This is a genomic window from Priestia sp. Y58 (genome assembly GCF_029522095.1).
GTDB classification, from domain to species: Bacteria; Bacillota; Bacilli; order Bacillales; family Bacillaceae_H; genus Priestia; species Priestia megaterium_E.
On sequence record NZ_JAKWFL010000004.1, the window covers coordinates 336,139 to 354,715 of the forward strand.

Genomic DNA, 18,577 nt, shown 5'->3' on the forward strand with positions numbered 1-18,577 from the left:
GTAGATAAATTGCTAATTTCCTACAAAAATTGTATAATGACCCATGGATAAGGGAGGATTTACCAGATATGAAATGCGTCGGAAGATATATAGTTATCGGCATTGCTGCTATGTCACTAGCAGGCTGTGCAGAAGGCTCATCGCCTGAACTTGAAGTATATAATGGATTAGAAAAAGTGGTAGCACAAGAAAAGCAATTTGCTGATCAGCAAAAACCGTTAGCTGACTTAGAACAGCAAGAAAATGCGATATACGACCAAATTATTGAGCTAGGAATTAAAGATAAAAAGAAAATAAAAAATAAAGCACAAAAAGCGCAGCAGTTATTAGATGAGCGTGAAAGTAAATTACAAAAAGAAGTAAAAAGCATCAGCGCTTCGCAAAAACAGTTTGAAGCAACAGAGCCAAAGATCCAAAAGCTAGAGGATGGGAAAGCAAAAGAAGAGGCGCTTGAACTATCTTCGTTAATGAAGAAGCGTTATAAGGCCTACCAGTCCTTACATGACGCCTATCTTCATTCCATTGAATTAGATCGTCAGCTATATACGCTCTTTGAAAAAGACAATGTGAAATTAGAGAATCTTGAAACACAAATCGCTTCGATCAATACTACTTATAAAGAAGTTGAAAAGAAAAAAGAAGCGTTTAACACATTAACAGCTGACTATAACAAAGCCAAAGAGGATTTTTATAACAAAACGAAGTTAAAGGTGAAAAATAGCGAGGATAAATGAGGAGGCCTGTGAAGTTTACAGGTCTTTTTTTTTGGCTGAAAAGGAAGGTTTTCTGAAATAAAGAAAGAGTTTCGACATGATTCAAGTAAAAATTACAAAAGGTTATTGTTTTAAAAAATCGTTTATTTGTGGCAAGATAGGAGTTGTGCAGACGTAAAAAAAGAGAAGGTTATTATAAAACATATAATACAGTTTGTGTCTGTGTAATAGTACAGCATGTCTTTTTTATGTGTTTTATTTCACAAACTAAAAAAGCGTAATTTCTTGATGTAAATGCATTGACGAACTGTTTTAGTGTATTGTAAACTAGGTAGCGTAGTAAGTGTTGTATTAATCATTTTTGCAAAATAATTAATACAGTTTAACGAAACGCTCGTTTCGCTTAAACTTTCCTTTTACGTAAATGTTTGCACAGAATTCGCTGGGGAATACATAGAAATGTTAAGGATTAGCGAATTCAAAAAGCTACTCGACAAAATATGACTTTTACTTGTCCATTTGGGACATTCTAAAAGCGTGTATGTTTGTTTGATTAGTAAAATGAATTTATACGGCTTAAATGAAAGGAAGAGGTGACTTAGATGGCTGCTAAAACTAAAAAGGCTATTATTGATGTATCAAAGCAACTTGATAAAATCGCTGAGCAGTACCAAACGTTCCAAATTCTTAATGAAGAGGGCGAAGTAGTAAATAAATCAGCGTTGCCAGATTTATCTGACGAAAAATTAAAAGAGTTAATGACTCGCATGGTATACACTCGTATTCTTGATCAACGTTCAATTTCATTGAACCGTCAAGGTCGTTTAGGTTTCTATGCACCAACTGCTGGGCAAGAAGCTTCTCAAATCGCTTCACATTTCGCATTAGAAAAAGAAGACTTCATTTTACCTGGGTACCGTGATGTGCCTCAGTTGATTTGGCATGGTCTTCCACTATATCAAGCGTTCTTATTCTCCCGTGGTCATTTCCACGGTAACCAAGCGCCAGAAGGTGTAGATGTACTTTCTCCACAAATCATCATCGGTGCACAAATCGTGCAAACTGCTGGTGTGGCACTAGGTCTTAAAAAACGCGGTAAAAAAGCAGTAGCAATCACTTATACAGGTGACGGCGGAGCTTCACAAGGTGACTTCTACGAAGGTATGAACTTCGCAGGTGCATTCAAAGCTCCAGCAATCTTTGTTGTACAAAACAACCGCTTTGCAATTTCAACACCAGTTGAAAAGCAATCTGCAGCACGTACAATCGCTCAAAAAGCAGCGGCTGTTGGTATCCCAGGCGTTCAAGTAGACGGTATGGATGCACTAGCAGTATACGTTGCAGTAAGCGAAGCTCGTGAGCGTGCAGTAAACGGTGAAGGTCCAACTTTAATTGAAACATTAACTTACCGTTATGGTCCACATACAATGGCTGGTGACGATCCAACTCGTTATCGTACAGCTGAGCTTGACACTGAGTGGGAAAAGAAAGATCCACTTGTTCGCTTCCGTAAATTCTTAGAAGCTAAAGGCATCTGGAATGAAGAAGAAGAAAACAAAGTAATCGAGCAAGCTAAAGAAGATATCAAACAAGCTATTAAGAAGGCTGACGATTATCCAAAACAAAAAGTTACAGATTTAATGGAAATCATGTACGAAACTATGCCTTCAAACTTACAAGAGCAATATGAAATCTACAAAGAGAAGGAGTCGAAGTAAGCCATGGCGCAAATGACAATGATTCAAGCGATTACTGATGCGTTACGCACAGAAATGAAAAACGACGAAAACGTATTAGTTTTTGGTGAAGACGTTGGCGTAAACGGTGGAGTATTCCGTGCGACTGAAGGTCTTCAACAAGAATTCGGCGAAGATCGCGTATTCGATACGCCATTAGCTGAATCTGGTATCGGTGGTCTTGCTGTAGGTCTATCGACTCAAGGTTTCCGTCCGGTTCCTGAAATTCAATTCTTTGGTTTCGTATACGAAGTACTTGATTCTGTATCAGGTCAAGCTGCACGTATGCGCTACCGTTCTGGCGGTCGCTGGAATGCACCAATTACATTCCGTTCACCATTCGGTGGAGGCGTTCATACACCAGAACTTCACGCTGATAGCTTAGAAGGTATCGTAGCATCTCAACCTGGTTTAAAAGTTGTAATTCCTTCAACTCCATACGATGCAAAAGGTCTTTTAATTTCATCAATTCGTGATAACGATCCGGTTGTATACTTAGAGCACATGAAGCTTTACCGTTCATTCCGTCAAGAAGTACCTGAAGAATCATACACAATTGATTTAGGTACAGCTGATGTGAAACGTGAAGGTACAGACGTAACGCTTATCGCTTACGGTGCAATGGTACACTCATCATTAAAAGCAGCTGAAGAACTAGAAAAAGAAGGTATCTCTGCTGAAGTAGTGGACTTACGTACAGTTCAACCTTTAGATATCGATACAATTCTTGCATCAGTTGAAAAAACTGGTCGCGTAGTAGTAGTTCAAGAAGCTCAAAAACAAGCTGGTATCGCAGCTAACGTTGTAGCTGAAATTAACGATCGTGCAATCTTAAGCTTAGAAGCACCAGTATTACGTGTAACAGCACCGGATACTGTGTTCCCATTCTCTCAAGCTGAGGGCGTATGGTTACCAGACCACAAAGATATCGTTGAAACAGCTAAGAAAGTACTTGAATTTTAATTAGCATTTTACTGTGATAGAAATCAGCTTTGTGCTGATTTCTGTCTTAGATAAAATAAACACTAACAAATTGAACGCAACTAACTAGGAGGGTGAAGACACGTGGCATTTGAATTTAAACTGCCGGATATCGGTGAAGGTATCCACGAAGGTGAAATTGTAAAATGGTTCGTAAAAGCTGGAGATGAAATTGATGAGGATGATGTACTAGCAGAAGTACAAAATGACAAAGCTGTTGTTGAAATCCCATCTCCTGTAAAAGGTAAAGTATTAGAAGTAAAAGTTGACGAAGGTACAGTAGCTACTGTAGGACAAGTTATCGTTACTTTTGATGCTCCTGGATACGAAGACTTAAAATTCAAAGGTGACGATCATGATGATGCACCAGCAGAAGAAGCTAAAGAAAAAGCTTCAACTGAAGAAGTGACTGAAGAAGCAACAGCTCCTGCAGCACAAGCTGATGTTGATCCTAACCGTAAAGTAATTGCTATGCCTTCAGTGCGCAAATATGCTCGTGAAAAAGGTGTAGACATTAAAGCTGTTCCTGGTTCAGGTAAAAACGGACGTATTGTTAAAGATGACATTGATAGCTTCTTATCTGGTGGTTCTACAGCTACAGCAACTGCTGAAGCTCCAGCTAAAGAGGAAACTGCTTCAGCTGAACCAAAAGCAGCAGCAGCACAAGCTATTCCTGAAGGCGACCTACCAGAAACTCGCGAGAAAATGAGCGGTATCCGTCGTGCAATCGCAAAAGCTATGGTTAACTCTAAACACACTGCTCCACACGTAACATTAATGGATGAAATCGATGTAACAGCTCTTGTTGCTCATCGTAAAAAATTCAAAACAGTTGCAGCAGATCAAGGTATTAAATTAACATTCTTACCTTACGTGGTAAAAGCGTTAACTTCAGCACTTAAGAAGTTCCCAGCTCTTAACACTTCAATCGATGACTCTACAGATGAAGTAATTCAAAAACATTACTACAACATCGGTATCGCTGCTGACACTGAAAAAGGTCTTTTAGTACCAGTTGTGAAAAATGCTGATCGTAAATCTGTGTTCGAAATTTCTGATCAAATTAACGACCTTGCTGGAAAAGCACGTGATGGTAAATTAGCTCCTGCTGAAATGAAAGGCGCTTCTTGTACAATCACAAATATCGGTTCTGCTGGTGGACAATGGTTTACTCCTGTTATCAACCACCCAGAAGTTGCAATTCTAGGTATCGGACGTATCGCTGAAAAACCAGTCGTACGCGACGGTGAAATTGTAATTGCTCCAGTATTAGCATTATCACTAAGCTTTGACCACCGTATTATCGATGGCGCAACAGCTCAAAACGCTCTTAACCAAATCAAGCGTTTATTAAATGATCCAGAATTATTATTAATGGAGGCGTAATAAATGGTAGTAGGAGATTTCCCAATCGAAACTGATACTCTTGTCATTGGTGCTGGCCCTGGTGGCTACGTTGCAGCAATTCGTGCAGCTCAATTAGGTCAAAAAGTTACAATCGTAGAAAAAGGTAACCTTGGAGGCGTATGCTTAAACGTTGGTTGTATTCCTTCAAAAGCATTAATCGCTGCAGGTCACCGTTTTGAACACGCTAAACATTCTGAAGACATGGGGATTATCGCTGAGAATGTAACAGTTGATTTCTCTAAAGTTCAAGAATTCAAAAACGGCGTTGTAAACAAACTTACTGGCGGTGTTGAAGGCCTTCTTAAAGGTAACAAAGTTGACATCGTAAAAGGTGAAGCTTACTTCGTTGACAGCGAAACTGTACGTGTAATGGATGAAAATTCTGCACAAACGTACAAATTCAAAAATGCTATCCTTGCAACTGGTTCTCGTCCAATCGAGATCCCTGGTTTCAAATTCTCTGAGCGCGTAATCAACTCTACAGGTGCATTAGCGCTTAAAGAAGTTCCTAAAAAATTAGTTGTAATCGGCGGAGGTTACATCGGTACTGAGCTTGGTACTGCTTTTGCTAACTTCGGTACAGAAGTTACATTTGTAGAAGCTGCTGATGAAATCTTAGCTGGTTTTGAAAAACAAATGAGTTCACTTGTTAAACGTAACCTTAAGAAAAAAGGAAACGTTGAAATCTATACAAAAGCAATGGCTAAAGGTGTTGAAGAAACTGCTGACGGCGTACAAGTTACGTTTGAAGTAGGCGGAGAGTCAAAAGTAATCGATGCTGACTACGTATTAGTTACTGTAGGTCGTCGTCCTAACACTGATGAGCTTGGTCTTGAGCAAGTTGGCGTTAAAATGACTGACCGTGGTCTTATCGAAATCGATAACCAAACTCGTACATCTGTAAGCAACATCTTTGCAATTGGTGATATCGTAACTGGACCACCACTTGCACACAAAGCTTCTTACGAAGGTAAAATCGCAGCTGAAGTAATCGCTGGCGAACCTGCTGAAATTGACTACTTAGGAATTCCAGCAGTTGTATTCTCTGAGCCTGAGCTTGCATCTGTAGGTTATACTGAAGCACAAGCGAAAGAAGAAGGATTAGCTGTTAAAGCTTCTAAATTCCCATTTGCTGCTAACGGACGTGCACTTGCACTTAATGCTGCAGAAGGCTTCTTGAAGCTTATCACTCGTAAAGAAGACGGAGTAGTTGTTGGTGCTCAAATCGCTGGACCTAGCGCATCTGACATGATCGCTGAGCTTGGTCTTGCTATCGAAGCTGGCGTAACAGCTGAAGATATCGCATTAACAATTCACGCTCACCCAACATTAGGTGAAATCACAATGGAAGCTGCTGAAGTAGCTATTGGAAGCCCAATTCACATTGTAAAATAATGGTTTAAAAAGCTGATGCGTATGCATCAGCTTTTTTTTTTGAAGAAAACGGTTTTCACAAAGTATCAGGTGCTTGTCAGACAGTTTTTGTTGCTGATGAGCACTCCTTTTAGAAGAAACGTGTAAAAAGCGCTGAGACAGTCTTAAATGAGCTCTAGATGCATACATATGAAGTGGGACGTGCTTTCTTATAGGTAGATAAAAAACTGCTCTTTTGGATAACGAATGAAAAGGCGGCGTAGGAGCTATGAAGACGTATTTCGTTTGGAGCTTACACATTGTTATTTGGATGGGTTATTCACTGGTTGAATTGCTATCAAAACGTGATCAGTTGACATCGAAAATTATTTTATTTTTAGTATTCGCTTATTTAGCTTACGGCATAGCAGAAATGAACGTCAAATCTAAAAGGCTGGCGCTTATGATGACAGGTACAACTTCAGCTGTCTGCTTGACATGTTATCAACTAATTTTATTTTGCACAGCGTAAGATTGCATAAAAAAATCGTTAGCTTATATAAGCTAACGATTTTTTTTATCTTACACAGATTTCTTTTCTCTTTTTAATGCGCCTTCTTCTTTAAATGCTTTCATTAATGAGAAGACCGTTAGCACCAGCACAATTGAGAATGGAAGTGCTGCTATAATCGCAGCCGTTTGGAGCGCATCCAAACCACCTGTCCAAAGCAGAATGATTGCTGTTAACGATTGAATTAAGCCCCACGTAAGTTTAATAGAGCCTGAAGGATTTAGATCACCATTTGTTGTCTGCATTCCTAAAACAAATGTAGCTGAGTCAGCTGATGTAATGAAGAATGTAGCGATTAAGCAAATAGCCACAATGGACATAAACGTACCAAATGGAAACTGTTCAAGTACATAAAACAAAGCAACTTCTGTTCCTTTATTGTTGATAACATCCATAACAGGAAGATCCTTAAAAAAGTCTAAGTAGACCCCAGAACCTCCGAATACGGCAAACCACAATCCACCAAACACGGTCGGAACAGCTAGTACACCAATTAAAAATTCTCGAATCGTTCTACCTCGTGAAATACGAGCAATGAACGTACCAACGAACGGTGCCCAAGCGATCCACCATGCCCAGTAGAAAATTGTCCAATCTTGAACCCAGGTGCTATTATCAAAAGGGCTCAATTGAAAACTCATCGACGGCAAGTTTTGAATGTAGCTGCCGATTGTTGTAACGAATAAGTCCATAATAAAGTTGGTCGGACCTGCAAATAACAAGAATAGCATTAACAGAATCGCTAAAACAATATTAATGTTACTCAAATTCTTATTTTTCGTAATTATTTTAAAGTGATGAAATAGATGTGAAATTAGACATTGTTTTTTCATATAAATAGAGACGATGCTAAGCGTTCGGCTTTTTGAAAACAAATATAACATTTATGAGAAAAATATTTTTAATGTGACATACTAATTAGTTGTTGACATATTTAATGTGACATAATAATATAATATCAAGAGTTGTAAAACGCTTACAAAAAAAGACGGTTAAAGGGGAGTTTACAAAATGGGAACAATCGTATGTCAAACATGTAACTGCACAATTGATCATTTCGAAGATGAGAAAGTGACGCGATTATACTCAACATGTAAAAGCGGAGAATGTCAAAAAGCAGATGAAGATTTAGATTAATTCAATAAAAAAAGGTGCGGAAGTTCGCACCTTTTTTTTATTGAATTGCTTTATGTTCTTTAATGACACGAAATGTTTTTAATTCAAAATCTTCCGGACCCTGCACTGGTAAACCTGCCTCTAAGTTTGTTTCAATGTAGGTTAAATTTTCCTCAGTGATGATTTCCCCAGGAATAAAAATAGGAATGCCAGGAGGATAGACCATCACAAATTCTGCAATAATACGACCTGCCGACTCATGAAAAGGTACCACTTCGGTTTCCGCGTAAAAAGCATCACGAGGTGTTAAAGCCAATACAGGAATATCAGGTAATAAAATAGCCGGTTTTGCCGTTGTCTCAGAAAGATTATGGAACTTTGCAGATAACTCACGCAGAGCTGTGACCAGACGTGAAAGATCTTCTTCTGTATCTCCAGGCGTGATAATGCATAGAATATTATAAAGGTCAGACATTTCAACTTCGATATTATGAGCTTCACGCATCCATTTTTCTACGTCATAGCCCGTAATTCCTAAATCTGAAACAGAAATAATTAATTTAGTAGGGTCTAAATCATACGTAGCTTTTGTGCCTAAAATTTCTCTGCCTATACATCGGATGTGCTCAATTGTATTAATTTCTTTTCGTGCTTTTTCAGCAAGAGAAATTGCACGTTCAGCCAGCTCTTTTCCTTCTGTTGCTAAACGTTTTCGTGCAACATCTAAAGAAGCCAGCAGCAGATAAGATGTTGATGTTGTTGTCAGCATGCTTAAAATAGACTGTACACGTTTTGGAGAAATTAAGCCTTCGCGTATGTTTAGAATTGAACTTTGCGTCATAGAGCCGCCTAATTTATGCACGCTTGTTGCTGCCATATCTGCACCGGCCTGCATAGCAGACAGAGGCAAATCATCATGGAAGTGAATATGAACGCCGTGAGCTTCATCAACAAGTACAGGTACTTGATACGAGTGGGCAATTTCTACGATTTTACGAAGGTCTCCCGAAATTCCAAAATAAGTTGGATTGATAACAAGCACTGCTTTTGCTTCAGGATGCTGCTTTAAGGCTTTTTCTACAGAGTCCGATGTAATACCGTGAGAAATGCCAAGATTTTCGTCAATTTCAGGGTGAATAAAAATAGGCGTAGCTCCTGAAAAAACAATCGCACTCATAACAGATTTATGCACGTTTCTAGGAACGATAATTTTATCTCCAGGCCCACATGTCGCCATAACCATTGCCATAATTGCTCCGCTCGTTCCTTGAACAGAGAAAAAAGTATGGTCAGCACCAAATGCTTCTGCAGCTAAATCCTGCGCTTGTTTGATAATGCCTTTTGGCTGGTGAAGGTCATCAAGAGGACCGATATTAATTAAATCAATGGATAAAGCATCATCGCCAATAAATGAGCGGAATTCAGGATCCATTCCATTTCCTTTTTTATGTCCAGGGATATGGAATTGTGTTGGGTTTTTCTTAGCGTGATTAACCAATCCAGTAAATAATGGAGTTGAAAATTGAGAAGACAACTTTGCTATACACCTCTTTTATTATAAATTGTCAGTCCCTCTAAGCAAAGCTTAGAGGGACTTTGATTGTTTTTTATCAAATTACAGCATTCAATTTTATATACCAAAAACTAGTGGCTGTTGAATTCTGCATATTAAAATATCAGATCTTTTTTCTATAAAAGAAATTCAACAGAAATTCTACTCGGCAGTTTTCTTGATTTTAACCATTATATAAATGAATGAAACGTGTATGTTTACTACTGTTTGATAATATAAATACAATTTTTAGTTAAAAAAATACAAGTAATTGTAAACTGCTTATTACTCATTAATTTATAGTTCTTTATGTTTTGAAAATCCCCATAAAACAAAAGAATTATAGCACTTATTAACTCATTTGCAAAGATATTTTAAAGAGAAAATAAAAAGAAAAAAAAGGAGAAATTCTTTTATGTGAAAAGAGAATAAATTTTGTGTACATTATAGATTGTGATAAAGTTAAGAATATAGATATACATAGATTGAAGAAATAAATGGAGTGATGAGAAGTGGAATATCAATACCCTATCTCCCTTGATTGGAGTACAGAAGAAATTATTGATGTAGTGAAATTTTTTGAAAGCATTGAACGTGCTTATGAAAAAGGTATTGAGCGTGATAACCTAATGGCAGTCTATCGCCGATTTAAAGAAATTGTGCCAAGTAAAGCAGAAGAAAAAACAATCTGTAACGATTTTGAAGACCAAAGCAAATACTCTTCTTATCGAACGATTCAAAAAGCAAAGGCTGCTTCTTCTGGAGACATTATAAAAATGTAAAAAATGGAGCCAAGCTTGGCTCCATTTTTTTATATCAATTCGTTAAAATTATGCATATGCTTTTTTAGTTAGTTCATATAATGGAGTTACCGTATGAAATGTTTGTTCAATACGAGCTATCCATTCTTCGCCGTTCATTGCAATCGCTTCTTCTTTTGGAATCGTAATGCCGCATAGGATCTCAGCTTTTTTAACCGTCTCTAGACGTTCAAACAAACTCTCTAAGTCTTCAGAAGATAAGTCGCCCATTTTTTCACTATCAGGTTTTGTATGATCTTTCGACCAAACAAACGAGGCTGGGATATCTTGACGAATCTCCTCAATGTTTTGTTTTAGCAGCTTTCCAAATTGCTCTTTAATAGGTGATTCGTAAATGACGGCGAACCACACAAAGACGTGTGTTTCCCAAAGGCCAATTTGAAAATGAGGGAGCTTTTTATACCCGCGTTTACTGTTAGCAAAGGCTACCCACGTATCTGCTGGCGGGTTAACTGTTCTTCGTGCATGTTTGGCAATGTGTACGAACATTTCATCTCCACAAAGTGAAGAAAGAGTAGGAGCAAAATGATTGCTCAATTGTTCAAATTTTGGGCGTATCGTTGTCTTGATGGCTTCCATACGTGCATCAAGCCCCTCGATACGGAATACGTTAAAGTCATCTTGTGAAAATCCTGAGAATGCCATGTGAAACCTCCGTTTTTTAGTGAATATGTATAGCTGCTGTGCATCTATGCAAGTAAGTATGATTTACGCGAAGATTCTACCACATGAAAAGCATAAACACCAATTAATTCGCATATGCTTGTCAAAACGTGTCTATCATTTTTTTATAGGTAATCACACAATTTAGTTACATGAGATTAGGTTTCGACATAGACTATATCAATCAAAATATCTGAAAATTTAGTTTTCTATAAGCAGGTTCAATAATTTGAGAGGGGTGTTTGAAACATGAAACAAGTGGTGAATATGTATAAGAAGAATGATGGACAAAAAAGATTAGGTGTAATTCGTTTGGAGTTAGATTACGAGTTAGCGACGTTATATGAAGCCATGATGGAGAATAATGAGGAACAAAAACAAAAATGCAAGCGAAAGCTCGAGAAACTTCGTGAAGAAATGATATCTCTTCAGTAGCAGATACGGGAATAAAATAGAACAAATAAGGGTAAACTGTAAAAAAGGATTAAACTGAATGAGCAGATTCATAAGTGGTAACAGAGCACGTGGGAGAAGAAGCGGCAGTTCTTCTCCCACGTGCTCTGTTAATTGACATCTTGCAGAGGTTTTTTTAAGCTTAAATAAGAGACGTATTTTTGAGGGGGAATTGAGATGACGCAACGCTGGAAAGAAATTGATACATACGTTAAAGAGTGGCTAAAAGAAGCTGGACAAAAAATTCAACAGTCGTTTAGTAAAGAACTTCTCATTCAAACGAAATCGAATCCAAATGATTTAGTAACAAATATGGATAAAGAAATTGAACAGTTTTTTATCTCAAAAATCAATGAAACCTTTCCGGAACATCATATTCTCGGAGAAGAAGGATATGGGGAAGAGCTTGAATCAGAAGAAGGAACGATTTGGATTATCGATCCCATCGACGGTACGATGAACTTTGTTCATCAGCAGCGAAATTTTGCTATTTCCATCGGTATATTCGAAAATGGTGTAGGACAAGCAGGTTATATTTATGATGTTATTCATAATGAGCTGTATCATGCTTTAAAAGGACAGGGCGCGTTTATGAATGACATCCAATTGCCGAAACTTGAACCTGTACCAGTTGAAGAAGCTATTATTAGCTTAAATGCAACGTGGGTGACGGAGAACCGCCGTATTGATCCTTCCGTATTAAGTCCGCTTGTACGTAAAGTAAGAGGGACCCGTTCATATGGATCCGCAGCTATTGAGCTTGCTTACGTAGCTGCTGGACGCTTGGATGGATACATTACTTTACGCTTGGCTCCATGGGACTTTGCTGCCGGTAAAGTATTGATTGAAGAAGTTGGAGGAGTTATGACGGATTTAGAAGGAAAGCCGTTAGAGATTCTTGAAAAAAGCAGTGTATTTGTAAGCAAACCAACATTACATGACGAAATCTTTCGTACGTACCTTGAAGGAAAGTGGAATAAATAAAATAGAAGTGAAGACTTACGTGTAGTCAAAAAATTTTGTGATGAAAAAACGTCATGAACCATTTTGATGTTGCAAATGGCCATGACGCTTTCAATCATCGCAAAAAAATTACAGCTGCCCTTTTTCTCGCATTTTTTTCTTAGTCGTAAAGCCAAGGCCCATTACAACAATTAAAGCTGCGATAGCTAAAATGACCCCGAGAGCGCTTCCTTCTCCGATAAATATGCCGATTGACATAATTGCCGCAGTTGCGATAAATGCATATAAAACAAATACCCACTTAATGTTTCTCATGTTGATTCCTCCCATTTATAACGGATATTTATAGTGTACAACAAAATCATTCTGCAATTCTAGAGTTAGTGTGATATAATAGCTTAGTTATTACAAGCATAGGAGTGAAATGCGTGAACATTCGTAAAGATTTACGTAATATTGCCATTATTGCCCATGTAGACCATGGGAAAACAACGTTAGTAGATAAATTATTACATCAGTCCGGAACATTCCGTACTAATGAGCATGTTGAAGAACGTGCGATGGATTCAAATGACCTTGAGCGTGAGCGTGGAATTACAATTTTAGCGAAAAATACAGCTATTAATTATAAAGATACGCGTATCAACATTATGGATACGCCAGGACATGCTGACTTCGGTGGAGAAGTTGAGCGTATTATGAAAATGGTAGACGGTGTTCTACTTGTAGTAGATGCATATGAAGGATGTATGCCTCAAACTCGCTTTGTATTGAAAAAAGCATTAGAGCAAAACTTGACGCCGATTGTTGTTGTTAACAAAATTGACCGTGACTTTGCTCGTCCAACTGAAGTAGTTGATGAAGTAATTGACTTATTTATTGAACTAGGTGCAAGCGAGGAACAAATTGAGTTCCCTGTTGTTTATGCTTCAGCAATCAACGGAACGGCTAGCACGAATCCTGAAAAGCAAGATGAGAACATGTCATCTCTATTTGACTCAATCATCGAGCACATTCCAGCACCAGTAGACAACAGCGACGAACCACTTCAATTCCAAGTGGCAATGCTTGACTACAATGACTATCTTGGTCGTATCGGTGTAGGTCGCGTATTCCGCGGAACAATGAAAGTAGGCCAGCAGGTTGCATTAATGAAGCTTGACGGTACGGTAAAACAATTCCGTGTAACAAAATTATTCGGTTTCCTAGGCTTAAAGCGTGTTGAAATCGAAGAAGCAAAAGCGGGAGACCTGATCGCTGTATCAGGAATGGAAGACATCAACGTAGGTGAAACCGTATGTCCGTTTGACCACCAAGATGCACTGCCAATTTTACGTATTGATGAACCTACTTTACAAATGACGTTCTTAGTAAACAATTCACCGTTTGCTGGCCGTGAAGGTAAATTTGTTACATCTCGTAAAATTGAAGAGCGCTTAATGTCTGAACTTGAGACGGATGTAAGTTTACGCGTGGAAAATACTGATTCACCGGATGTATGGGTCGTTTCAGGACGTGGAGAGCTTCATTTATCTATTTTAATTGAAAACATGCGTCGTGAAGGATATGAGATTCAAGTATCAAAACCTGAAGTAATCGTTCGTGAAATTGATGGCGTTCGCTGTGAGCCAGTTGAACGTGTGCAAATCGACGTGCCTGAAGAACATACGGGTTCTATTATGGAATCAATGGGTGCTCGTAAAGGTGAAATGGTTGATATGATTAACAACGGCAGCGGTCAAGTTCGTCTGATCTTTATGGTTCCTGCACGTGGTTTAATCGGTTATACAACTGAGTTCTTATCGTTAACTCGTGGATTCGGTATCATTAACCATTCATTTGATAGCTACCAACCAATGCAGCAAGGTCAAGTTGGAGGTCGCCGTCAAGGTGTACTTGTTTCTATGGAAAGCGGTAAATCATCTACTTATGGAATCCAAGGCGTAGAAGACCGCGGTACAATTTTCGTTGAACCAGGTACAGAAGTATACGAAGGTATGATCGTAGGAGAACACACTCGTGAAAATGATATCGTTGTTAACATCTGTAAAATGAAGCAAATGACGAATATGCGTTCTGCTAATAAAGATCAAACAACAGGTATGAAAAAACCTCGTATTATGTCTTTAGAGCAATCACTTGAATATTTAAACGAAGATGAATATTGTGAAATCACACCAGAATCTATTCGTCTACGTAAAAAAATTCTTGATAAAAATGAACGTGAAAAAGCAGCGAAAAAGAAAAAATACGCTGACACGAAATAATAAAAAAGTAAGTCGTTAGCTTTATTTGCTAGCGGCTTGTTTTTTATCTATTATATCAGAATTTTCTATTTTTTGAAAGCGTTTTATAAAGAAGGAATTTGGAAAGGAAAAAGGTGGCTTATATCGAATAATGTAAAGTAAGGAATAGGGGGAAGAATTATGGATGTAAAAGAACACCTTTCATTTTTTGCTGCTTTGTATCAAGTAGATGAACATGCAAAAATAGGAATGTGGCTGTTATACTTTACCATTTTAGGGCTATCTGTTCTCGTGTACAAACTTGGATTTGCAAAGAAGCTGCCGCTTTTAAAATCTGTTGTTATTTATCTATTTTTAGCTTTTGGATGTACGATCTTAACGTTTTTAGGCATTTTTTTACCTGTAGCTGAAGGGCTTGTGGTTGCAGCGCTTGTATTAATTATTTATAAAATACGGCTGTATCAGGCTAAAAAGCAAAACTCCACGTTGGGTTCATAAAAGACTACATAAAAAGACGCTTGTAGCTACAAGCGTCTTTTTAGTATGATATAGCCGAAGACAAGAGCGGCTGCGAAAATTAAATGGCCCGCTGTCCAATAAAAAATCGCTACTGCATCATCCACCGCAGGCGTAGGCTTGAGCGCAAGCAGCGTCAACGGAAAATACAAAGGAATGGTTGGAAGTGTTAACAAAAAGGAACACAATACGATTTTTCGAATAGACATATTGTTTAATTTACCTACTATGTAAACAAAAACGATCCCAATTACAAAGGCAATGAGTAAATGAAAAACAAACTCTACCCATTCACGCCATTGAATAAGGCCAATGATAGGAATAAAATCAACATTTAATAAAAGGGTATAAACTTGTTTGCCGGTTAGCCATTCTATCCATTTTAAACATAACCCAAGGATAATCCCGCTTAACATGCCAATACTTATTCCTAATCGGAGCACCTTACCAATCCTCCTCTGTCTTTTTCGACTCATATAGTTTAAAGTTACCGGTAGCTATGCGTTCTTTTGTTCGTTTTTCAATCCGTTCAGAACATTCATTGCACATATATGTATGGATAGGACGGTTGCGCAGTCGTTTTGCTACGAGTGTTTCATCCTCAATCGTTTCAATTTTATCGCACATGACACATTGTACTCTCATTTCTATCACCTCAACTTCTCTATACATCATTCTAGCCGAAAATTCTTGTTTTATAAAGTTTTTTTGCGGTGCTATCTCTCAGTAGAAAAGGAACGATAGGAAAACATTCCTAAAGAAGCAGGTAATTTTGCTTGTTAGCTCGAAGATAGTAACTAGTAAGTACATAAACAGTAGGAGGGATGAAAATGGCCAACGAAGTCGAGACTCAATTAGTAGATGCATTATACGATGAGCTACAGACAGAGAGATTTGCAACCATTTCAACTATTGATTTTGAAACAAACGCTCCAAATGTTAGTGCCATTTCGTGGTTAGTAGCTCCGACTAAACAAAAAATTCGATTTGCCGTAGATGTCAAATCGAGGATTGTAGAAAACATTAAACATACGAATAAAGCAGTGGTAAATATTCTTGCTAATGAATCATGCTACTCAATCAGCGGAATAGCTGAGGTAGTGCAAGAAAAGTTAGAAGGGGTAGCTTTAAAGCTGACGCTAATTGAACTAGATATTAATGAAGTAAGAGATGTCATGTTCTATGGTTCTAAGATTTCAGTAAACCCTTCATATGAAAAGACCTATGATCCAGTAGCAGCCGCTAAACTTGATAAGCAAGTAATTGAAGCGATAAAAAAAGCTTAGCAGCAGCCTGCCGCTAAGCGACTTTCTTATTCATTTTTTTGAAGATGATTATTAGATTGTTTTTCCTGCTCATTCTTTAAATTTTGCTCTTGTTTATTATTTAATTTTTGATTGTTTGTATCTGTTGAACTAGGATTTCGGCGAATTTCTTCTGCAAATTCAGGCATCACCCGGTTTACAATGGCCGCTAATTCATCTAAAAATCCTGTGACCGGCCGACCTTTGCGAATTTCATTTCCAATTTGTTTTAGCCGAGCCACCGTATCAGGATCTGCAATAACAACAGAATTAGCGCCGTACGGATCAGCTTTCAGACCTTCGGCAACTGTATATTTGATTGAACTTACTTCTGAACGATCAATATTTTTGCCGACGTCAATGCCTACGATTGCATACTTACCGAGCACAATGGCAGTAGCATCATTTACATTCGGAACGCTTGAAGCCAGTTCAACTAAATGCGCTGATATTTCATTAGCAGTACGCTTGTGAGAGCGTTCAGGAGATGAATTTTTGACCTGTACAATTCGATCTGTTTTTTGCCCTTCTTCAACGTCTGCTTGGTTATTATTGCAGCCGGTTAGTGTAATAAAACATAAGCTAATGGATAGAAAAAATTTGTTCATGTGGGAGACTCCTCCTTATGAATGACTCATTTTTTGTAGTAATTTGTATTTAGTTTCTAATAGTTCTTCTATCTTTATACACGTGTTCATATATTTAAAGAAAATGGTCCGTCCATTTAAGGTCACTTCACACATGTGCGTTACATAGTATATAAATGGATGGGTGCCTTGTTTCACTCCTTACAGGAAAAACAATCGGAGTAGGAGGCTGAATTATTGGGAAAAATTTATGTATTAGATACGAATGTTTTATTACAAGATCCGCATTCAATTTTTTCATTTGATGATAACGAAGTAGTGATTCCGGCCGTTGTACTAGAAGAAGTTGATTCGAAAAAAAGAAACATGGATGAAGTCGGACGAAATGCAAGGCAGGTATCCAAACTCATTGATAACTTAAGACAACATGGAAAGTTATATGAGAAAATCCCTTTAGAAAATGGGGGCCATTTGCGAATTGAACTCAATCATCGCTCTTTTCAACAGCTTCAAGAAATCTTTGTGGAAAAAACAAATGATAATCGAATTTTAGCTGTTGCTAAAAATCTATCTCTTGAAGAGGAAACAAAAGAAGATGGACGTGAAGTGATACTAGTGAGTAAAGATGTGTTGGTACGTGTGAAGGCTGACGCAATCGGCTTAAGAGCAGAAGATTTTTTAAGTGATCGAGTAGTGGAATTCAATAGTATTTATACAGGCTTTTCGGAAGTCTATATTGCAAAAGAACTGCTGAGTCAATTTTACGAAAAAGGAGAGCTGCTAACGTCTCAAATTGCGAACCACTCCTTTTTTGCAAATCAATTCTTAGTGATGAAAGATGCATTTGGGGGATCCGGATCAGCCATCGGCATTGTCGATCAAACAACAACAAAAGTAAAAAAGCTTTTATTTGAATATGATCATATCTGGGGAATCAAACCTCGAAATGTTCAGCAAATTATGGCTTTAGAACTTCTTCTTAGAGACGACGTTCAACTGGTCACGTTAATTGGAAAGGCAGGTACGGGTAAAACGCTGCTTGCTTTAGCTTCAGGACTTATGCAGACGGAAGATCTAGGATGTTTTAAAAAGCTGCTTGTAGCTCGTCCAATTGTTCCTTTAGGGAAAGATATTGGATTCTTGCCAGGAGAAAAGCAGGAGAAGCTTCGTCCATGGATGCAGCCAATTTATGATAACTTAGAGTACTTATTCAACACTAAAAAACCTGGAGAACTGGATGCGATTCTAGCGGGGCTGAGTTCAATAGAAGTGGAAGCCTTGACGTATATAAGAGGCCGAAGCATTCCGGAACAGTTTATTATTATTGATGAAGCGCAAAATTTAACGAAGCATGAAATTAAAACAATTTTAACAAGGGTAGGGGAAAAGAGTAAAATTGTGCTTATGGGAGATCCGGCTCAAATTGATCATCCTTATTTAGATGAGTATAACAACGGATTAACGTACGTAGTTGAAAAGTTTAAAGAGCAAAAAGTATCGGGCCACGTTCGGTTAATCAAAGGAGAGCGCTCCGGGCTGGCACAATTAGCAGCTGATATTCTTTAAAAAAAAGGGGGGTTCCTTTTGGAACCCCC

The 18,577-nt window shown here is 38.0% G+C and carries 20 protein-coding genes and 1 pseudogene; 14 read left to right on the forward strand and 7 right to left on the reverse strand.

Annotation, left to right across the window (positions count from 1 at the left end; genetic code table 11):
• Positions 1–68: 68 nt before the first annotated feature.
• From MMB68_RS14985 to MMB68_RS15010, 6 genes are all read left to right on the forward strand, one after another.
• Positions 69–734, forward strand: coding sequence for a YkyA family protein (locus MMB68_RS14985; RefSeq protein WP_277549143.1), 666 nt, complete (start codon positions 69–71; stop codon positions 732–734).
• 581 nt (positions 735–1,315) lie between these two features.
• Complete coding sequence (gene pdhA, locus MMB68_RS14990; protein ID WP_013056054.1) at positions 1,316–2,431, forward strand: pyruvate dehydrogenase (acetyl-transferring) E1 component subunit alpha; 1,116 nt, start codon at positions 1,316–1,318, stop codon at positions 2,429–2,431.
• Between the two features lie 3 nt (positions 2,432–2,434).
• Complete coding sequence (locus MMB68_RS14995; RefSeq protein ID WP_013056055.1) at positions 2,435–3,412, forward strand: alpha-ketoacid dehydrogenase subunit beta; 978 nt, start codon at positions 2,435–2,437, stop codon at positions 3,410–3,412.
• 102 nt (positions 3,413–3,514) lie between these two features.
• Complete coding sequence (locus tag MMB68_RS15000) at positions 3,515–4,816, forward strand: dihydrolipoamide acetyltransferase family protein (RefSeq protein WP_277549144.1); 1,302 nt, start codon at positions 3,515–3,517, stop codon at positions 4,814–4,816.
• Positions 4,817–4,819: 3 nt separating this feature from the next.
• Positions 4,820–6,232, forward strand: a complete 1,413-nt coding sequence (gene lpdA, locus MMB68_RS15005; RefSeq protein WP_013082295.1) for a dihydrolipoyl dehydrogenase — start codon at positions 4,820–4,822, stop codon at positions 6,230–6,232.
• A 247-nt stretch (positions 6,233–6,479) separates the two neighbouring features.
• Positions 6,480–6,722: a hypothetical protein gene (locus tag MMB68_RS15010; RefSeq protein WP_016763437.1), complete on the forward strand. Its 243-nt coding sequence runs from the start codon at positions 6,480–6,482 to the stop codon at positions 6,720–6,722.
• Between the two features lie 50 nt (positions 6,723–6,772).
• On the opposite strand, the pseudogene MMB68_RS15015 reads toward MMB68_RS15010, so the two are convergent.
• Positions 6,773–7,534: pseudogene (locus MMB68_RS15015) on the reverse strand (BCCT family transporter); the annotation flags it as partial.
• Positions 7,535–7,772: 238 nt separating this feature from the next.
• On the opposite strand from MMB68_RS15015, the gene MMB68_RS15020 reads away from it, so the two are divergent.
• A complete protein-coding gene (locus MMB68_RS15020; protein WP_013056059.1) occupies positions 7,773–7,898 on the forward strand; it encodes a GapA-binding peptide SR1P in 126 nt (41 codons plus the stop codon).
• Between the two features lie 37 nt (positions 7,899–7,935).
• Here the strand turns inward: MMB68_RS15020 and MMB68_RS15025 are convergent, their stop codons facing one another.
• Positions 7,936–9,411 (reverse strand): aminotransferase class I/II-fold pyridoxal phosphate-dependent enzyme, encoded by a 1,476-nt coding sequence (locus MMB68_RS15025; RefSeq protein WP_028414107.1) that lies wholly within the window; start codon positions 9,409–9,411, stop codon positions 7,936–7,938.
• A 530-nt stretch (positions 9,412–9,941) separates the two neighbouring features.
• On the opposite strand from MMB68_RS15025, the gene MMB68_RS15030 reads away from it, so the two are divergent.
• On the forward strand, positions 9,942–10,211 hold the full coding sequence (locus tag MMB68_RS15030; protein WP_014460994.1) for a UPF0223 family protein: 270 nt from the start codon (positions 9,942–9,944) through the stop codon (positions 10,209–10,211).
• A 48-nt stretch (positions 10,212–10,259) separates the two neighbouring features.
• Here the strand turns inward: MMB68_RS15030 and MMB68_RS15035 are convergent, their stop codons facing one another.
• Entirely contained in the window at positions 10,260–10,895 is a 636-nt protein-coding gene (locus MMB68_RS15035; protein WP_014460993.1) for a YktB family protein, read from the reverse strand.
• A gap of 267 nt (positions 10,896–11,162) precedes the next feature.
• Between MMB68_RS15035 and MMB68_RS15040 the strand changes: the two genes are divergently transcribed.
• Positions 11,163–11,348, forward strand: coding sequence for a hypothetical protein (locus tag MMB68_RS15040; RefSeq protein WP_013056063.1), 186 nt, complete (start codon positions 11,163–11,165; stop codon positions 11,346–11,348).
• Positions 11,349–11,543: 195 nt separating this feature from the next.
• Complete coding sequence (locus MMB68_RS15045; protein WP_014460992.1) at positions 11,544–12,350, forward strand: inositol monophosphatase family protein; 807 nt, start codon at positions 11,544–11,546, stop codon at positions 12,348–12,350.
• 108 nt (positions 12,351–12,458) lie between these two features.
• On the opposite strand, the gene MMB68_RS15050 is transcribed toward MMB68_RS15045, so the two are convergent.
• Positions 12,459–12,644 carry a YlaF family protein gene (locus tag MMB68_RS15050; RefSeq protein ID WP_016763441.1) on the reverse strand — a complete coding sequence of 62 codons (186 nt, stop codon included), beginning with the start codon at positions 12,642–12,644 and terminating at the stop codon, positions 12,459–12,461.
• A gap of 113 nt (positions 12,645–12,757) precedes the next feature.
• Between MMB68_RS15050 and typA the strand changes: the two genes are divergently transcribed.
• Positions 12,758–14,596, forward strand: coding sequence for a translational GTPase TypA (typA, locus tag MMB68_RS15055; protein ID WP_013056066.1), 1,839 nt, complete (start codon positions 12,758–12,760; stop codon positions 14,594–14,596).
• A gap of 159 nt (positions 14,597–14,755) precedes the next feature.
• Positions 14,756–15,073, forward strand: coding sequence for a YlaH-like family protein (locus tag MMB68_RS15060; protein WP_013056067.1), 318 nt, complete (start codon positions 14,756–14,758; stop codon positions 15,071–15,073).
• Between the two features lie 26 nt (positions 15,074–15,099).
• Here MMB68_RS15060 and MMB68_RS15065 read toward each other — a convergent pair whose 3' ends face one another.
• Positions 15,100–15,534: a hypothetical protein gene (locus MMB68_RS15065; RefSeq protein ID WP_277448377.1), complete on the reverse strand. Its 435-nt coding sequence runs from the start codon at positions 15,532–15,534 to the stop codon at positions 15,100–15,102.
• 1 nt (position 15,535) lies between these two features.
• Positions 15,536–15,736: a YlaI family protein gene (locus MMB68_RS15070; protein WP_013056069.1), complete on the reverse strand. Its 201-nt coding sequence runs from the start codon at positions 15,734–15,736 to the stop codon at positions 15,536–15,538.
• Positions 15,737–15,921: 185 nt separating this feature from the next.
• Between MMB68_RS15070 and MMB68_RS15075 the strand changes: the two genes are divergently transcribed.
• Positions 15,922–16,377 carry a pyridoxamine 5'-phosphate oxidase family protein gene (locus MMB68_RS15075; RefSeq protein WP_028414102.1) on the forward strand — a complete coding sequence of 152 codons (456 nt, stop codon included), beginning with the start codon at positions 15,922–15,924 and terminating at the stop codon, positions 16,375–16,377.
• Between the two features lie 26 nt (positions 16,378–16,403).
• Here MMB68_RS15075 and MMB68_RS15080 read toward each other — a convergent pair whose 3' ends face one another.
• On the reverse strand, positions 16,404–17,003 hold the full coding sequence (locus MMB68_RS15080; RefSeq protein WP_074678412.1) for a YhcN/YlaJ family sporulation lipoprotein: 600 nt from the start codon (positions 17,001–17,003) through the stop codon (positions 16,404–16,406).
• Between the two features lie 216 nt (positions 17,004–17,219).
• Here MMB68_RS15080 and MMB68_RS15085 point away from each other — a divergent pair, with 216 nt between their 5' ends.
• Positions 17,220–18,548 (forward strand): PhoH family protein, encoded by a 1,329-nt coding sequence (locus tag MMB68_RS15085; RefSeq protein ID WP_013056072.1) that lies wholly within the window; start codon positions 17,220–17,222, stop codon positions 18,546–18,548.
• The last annotated feature ends 29 nt before the right edge of the window (positions 18,549–18,577 follow it).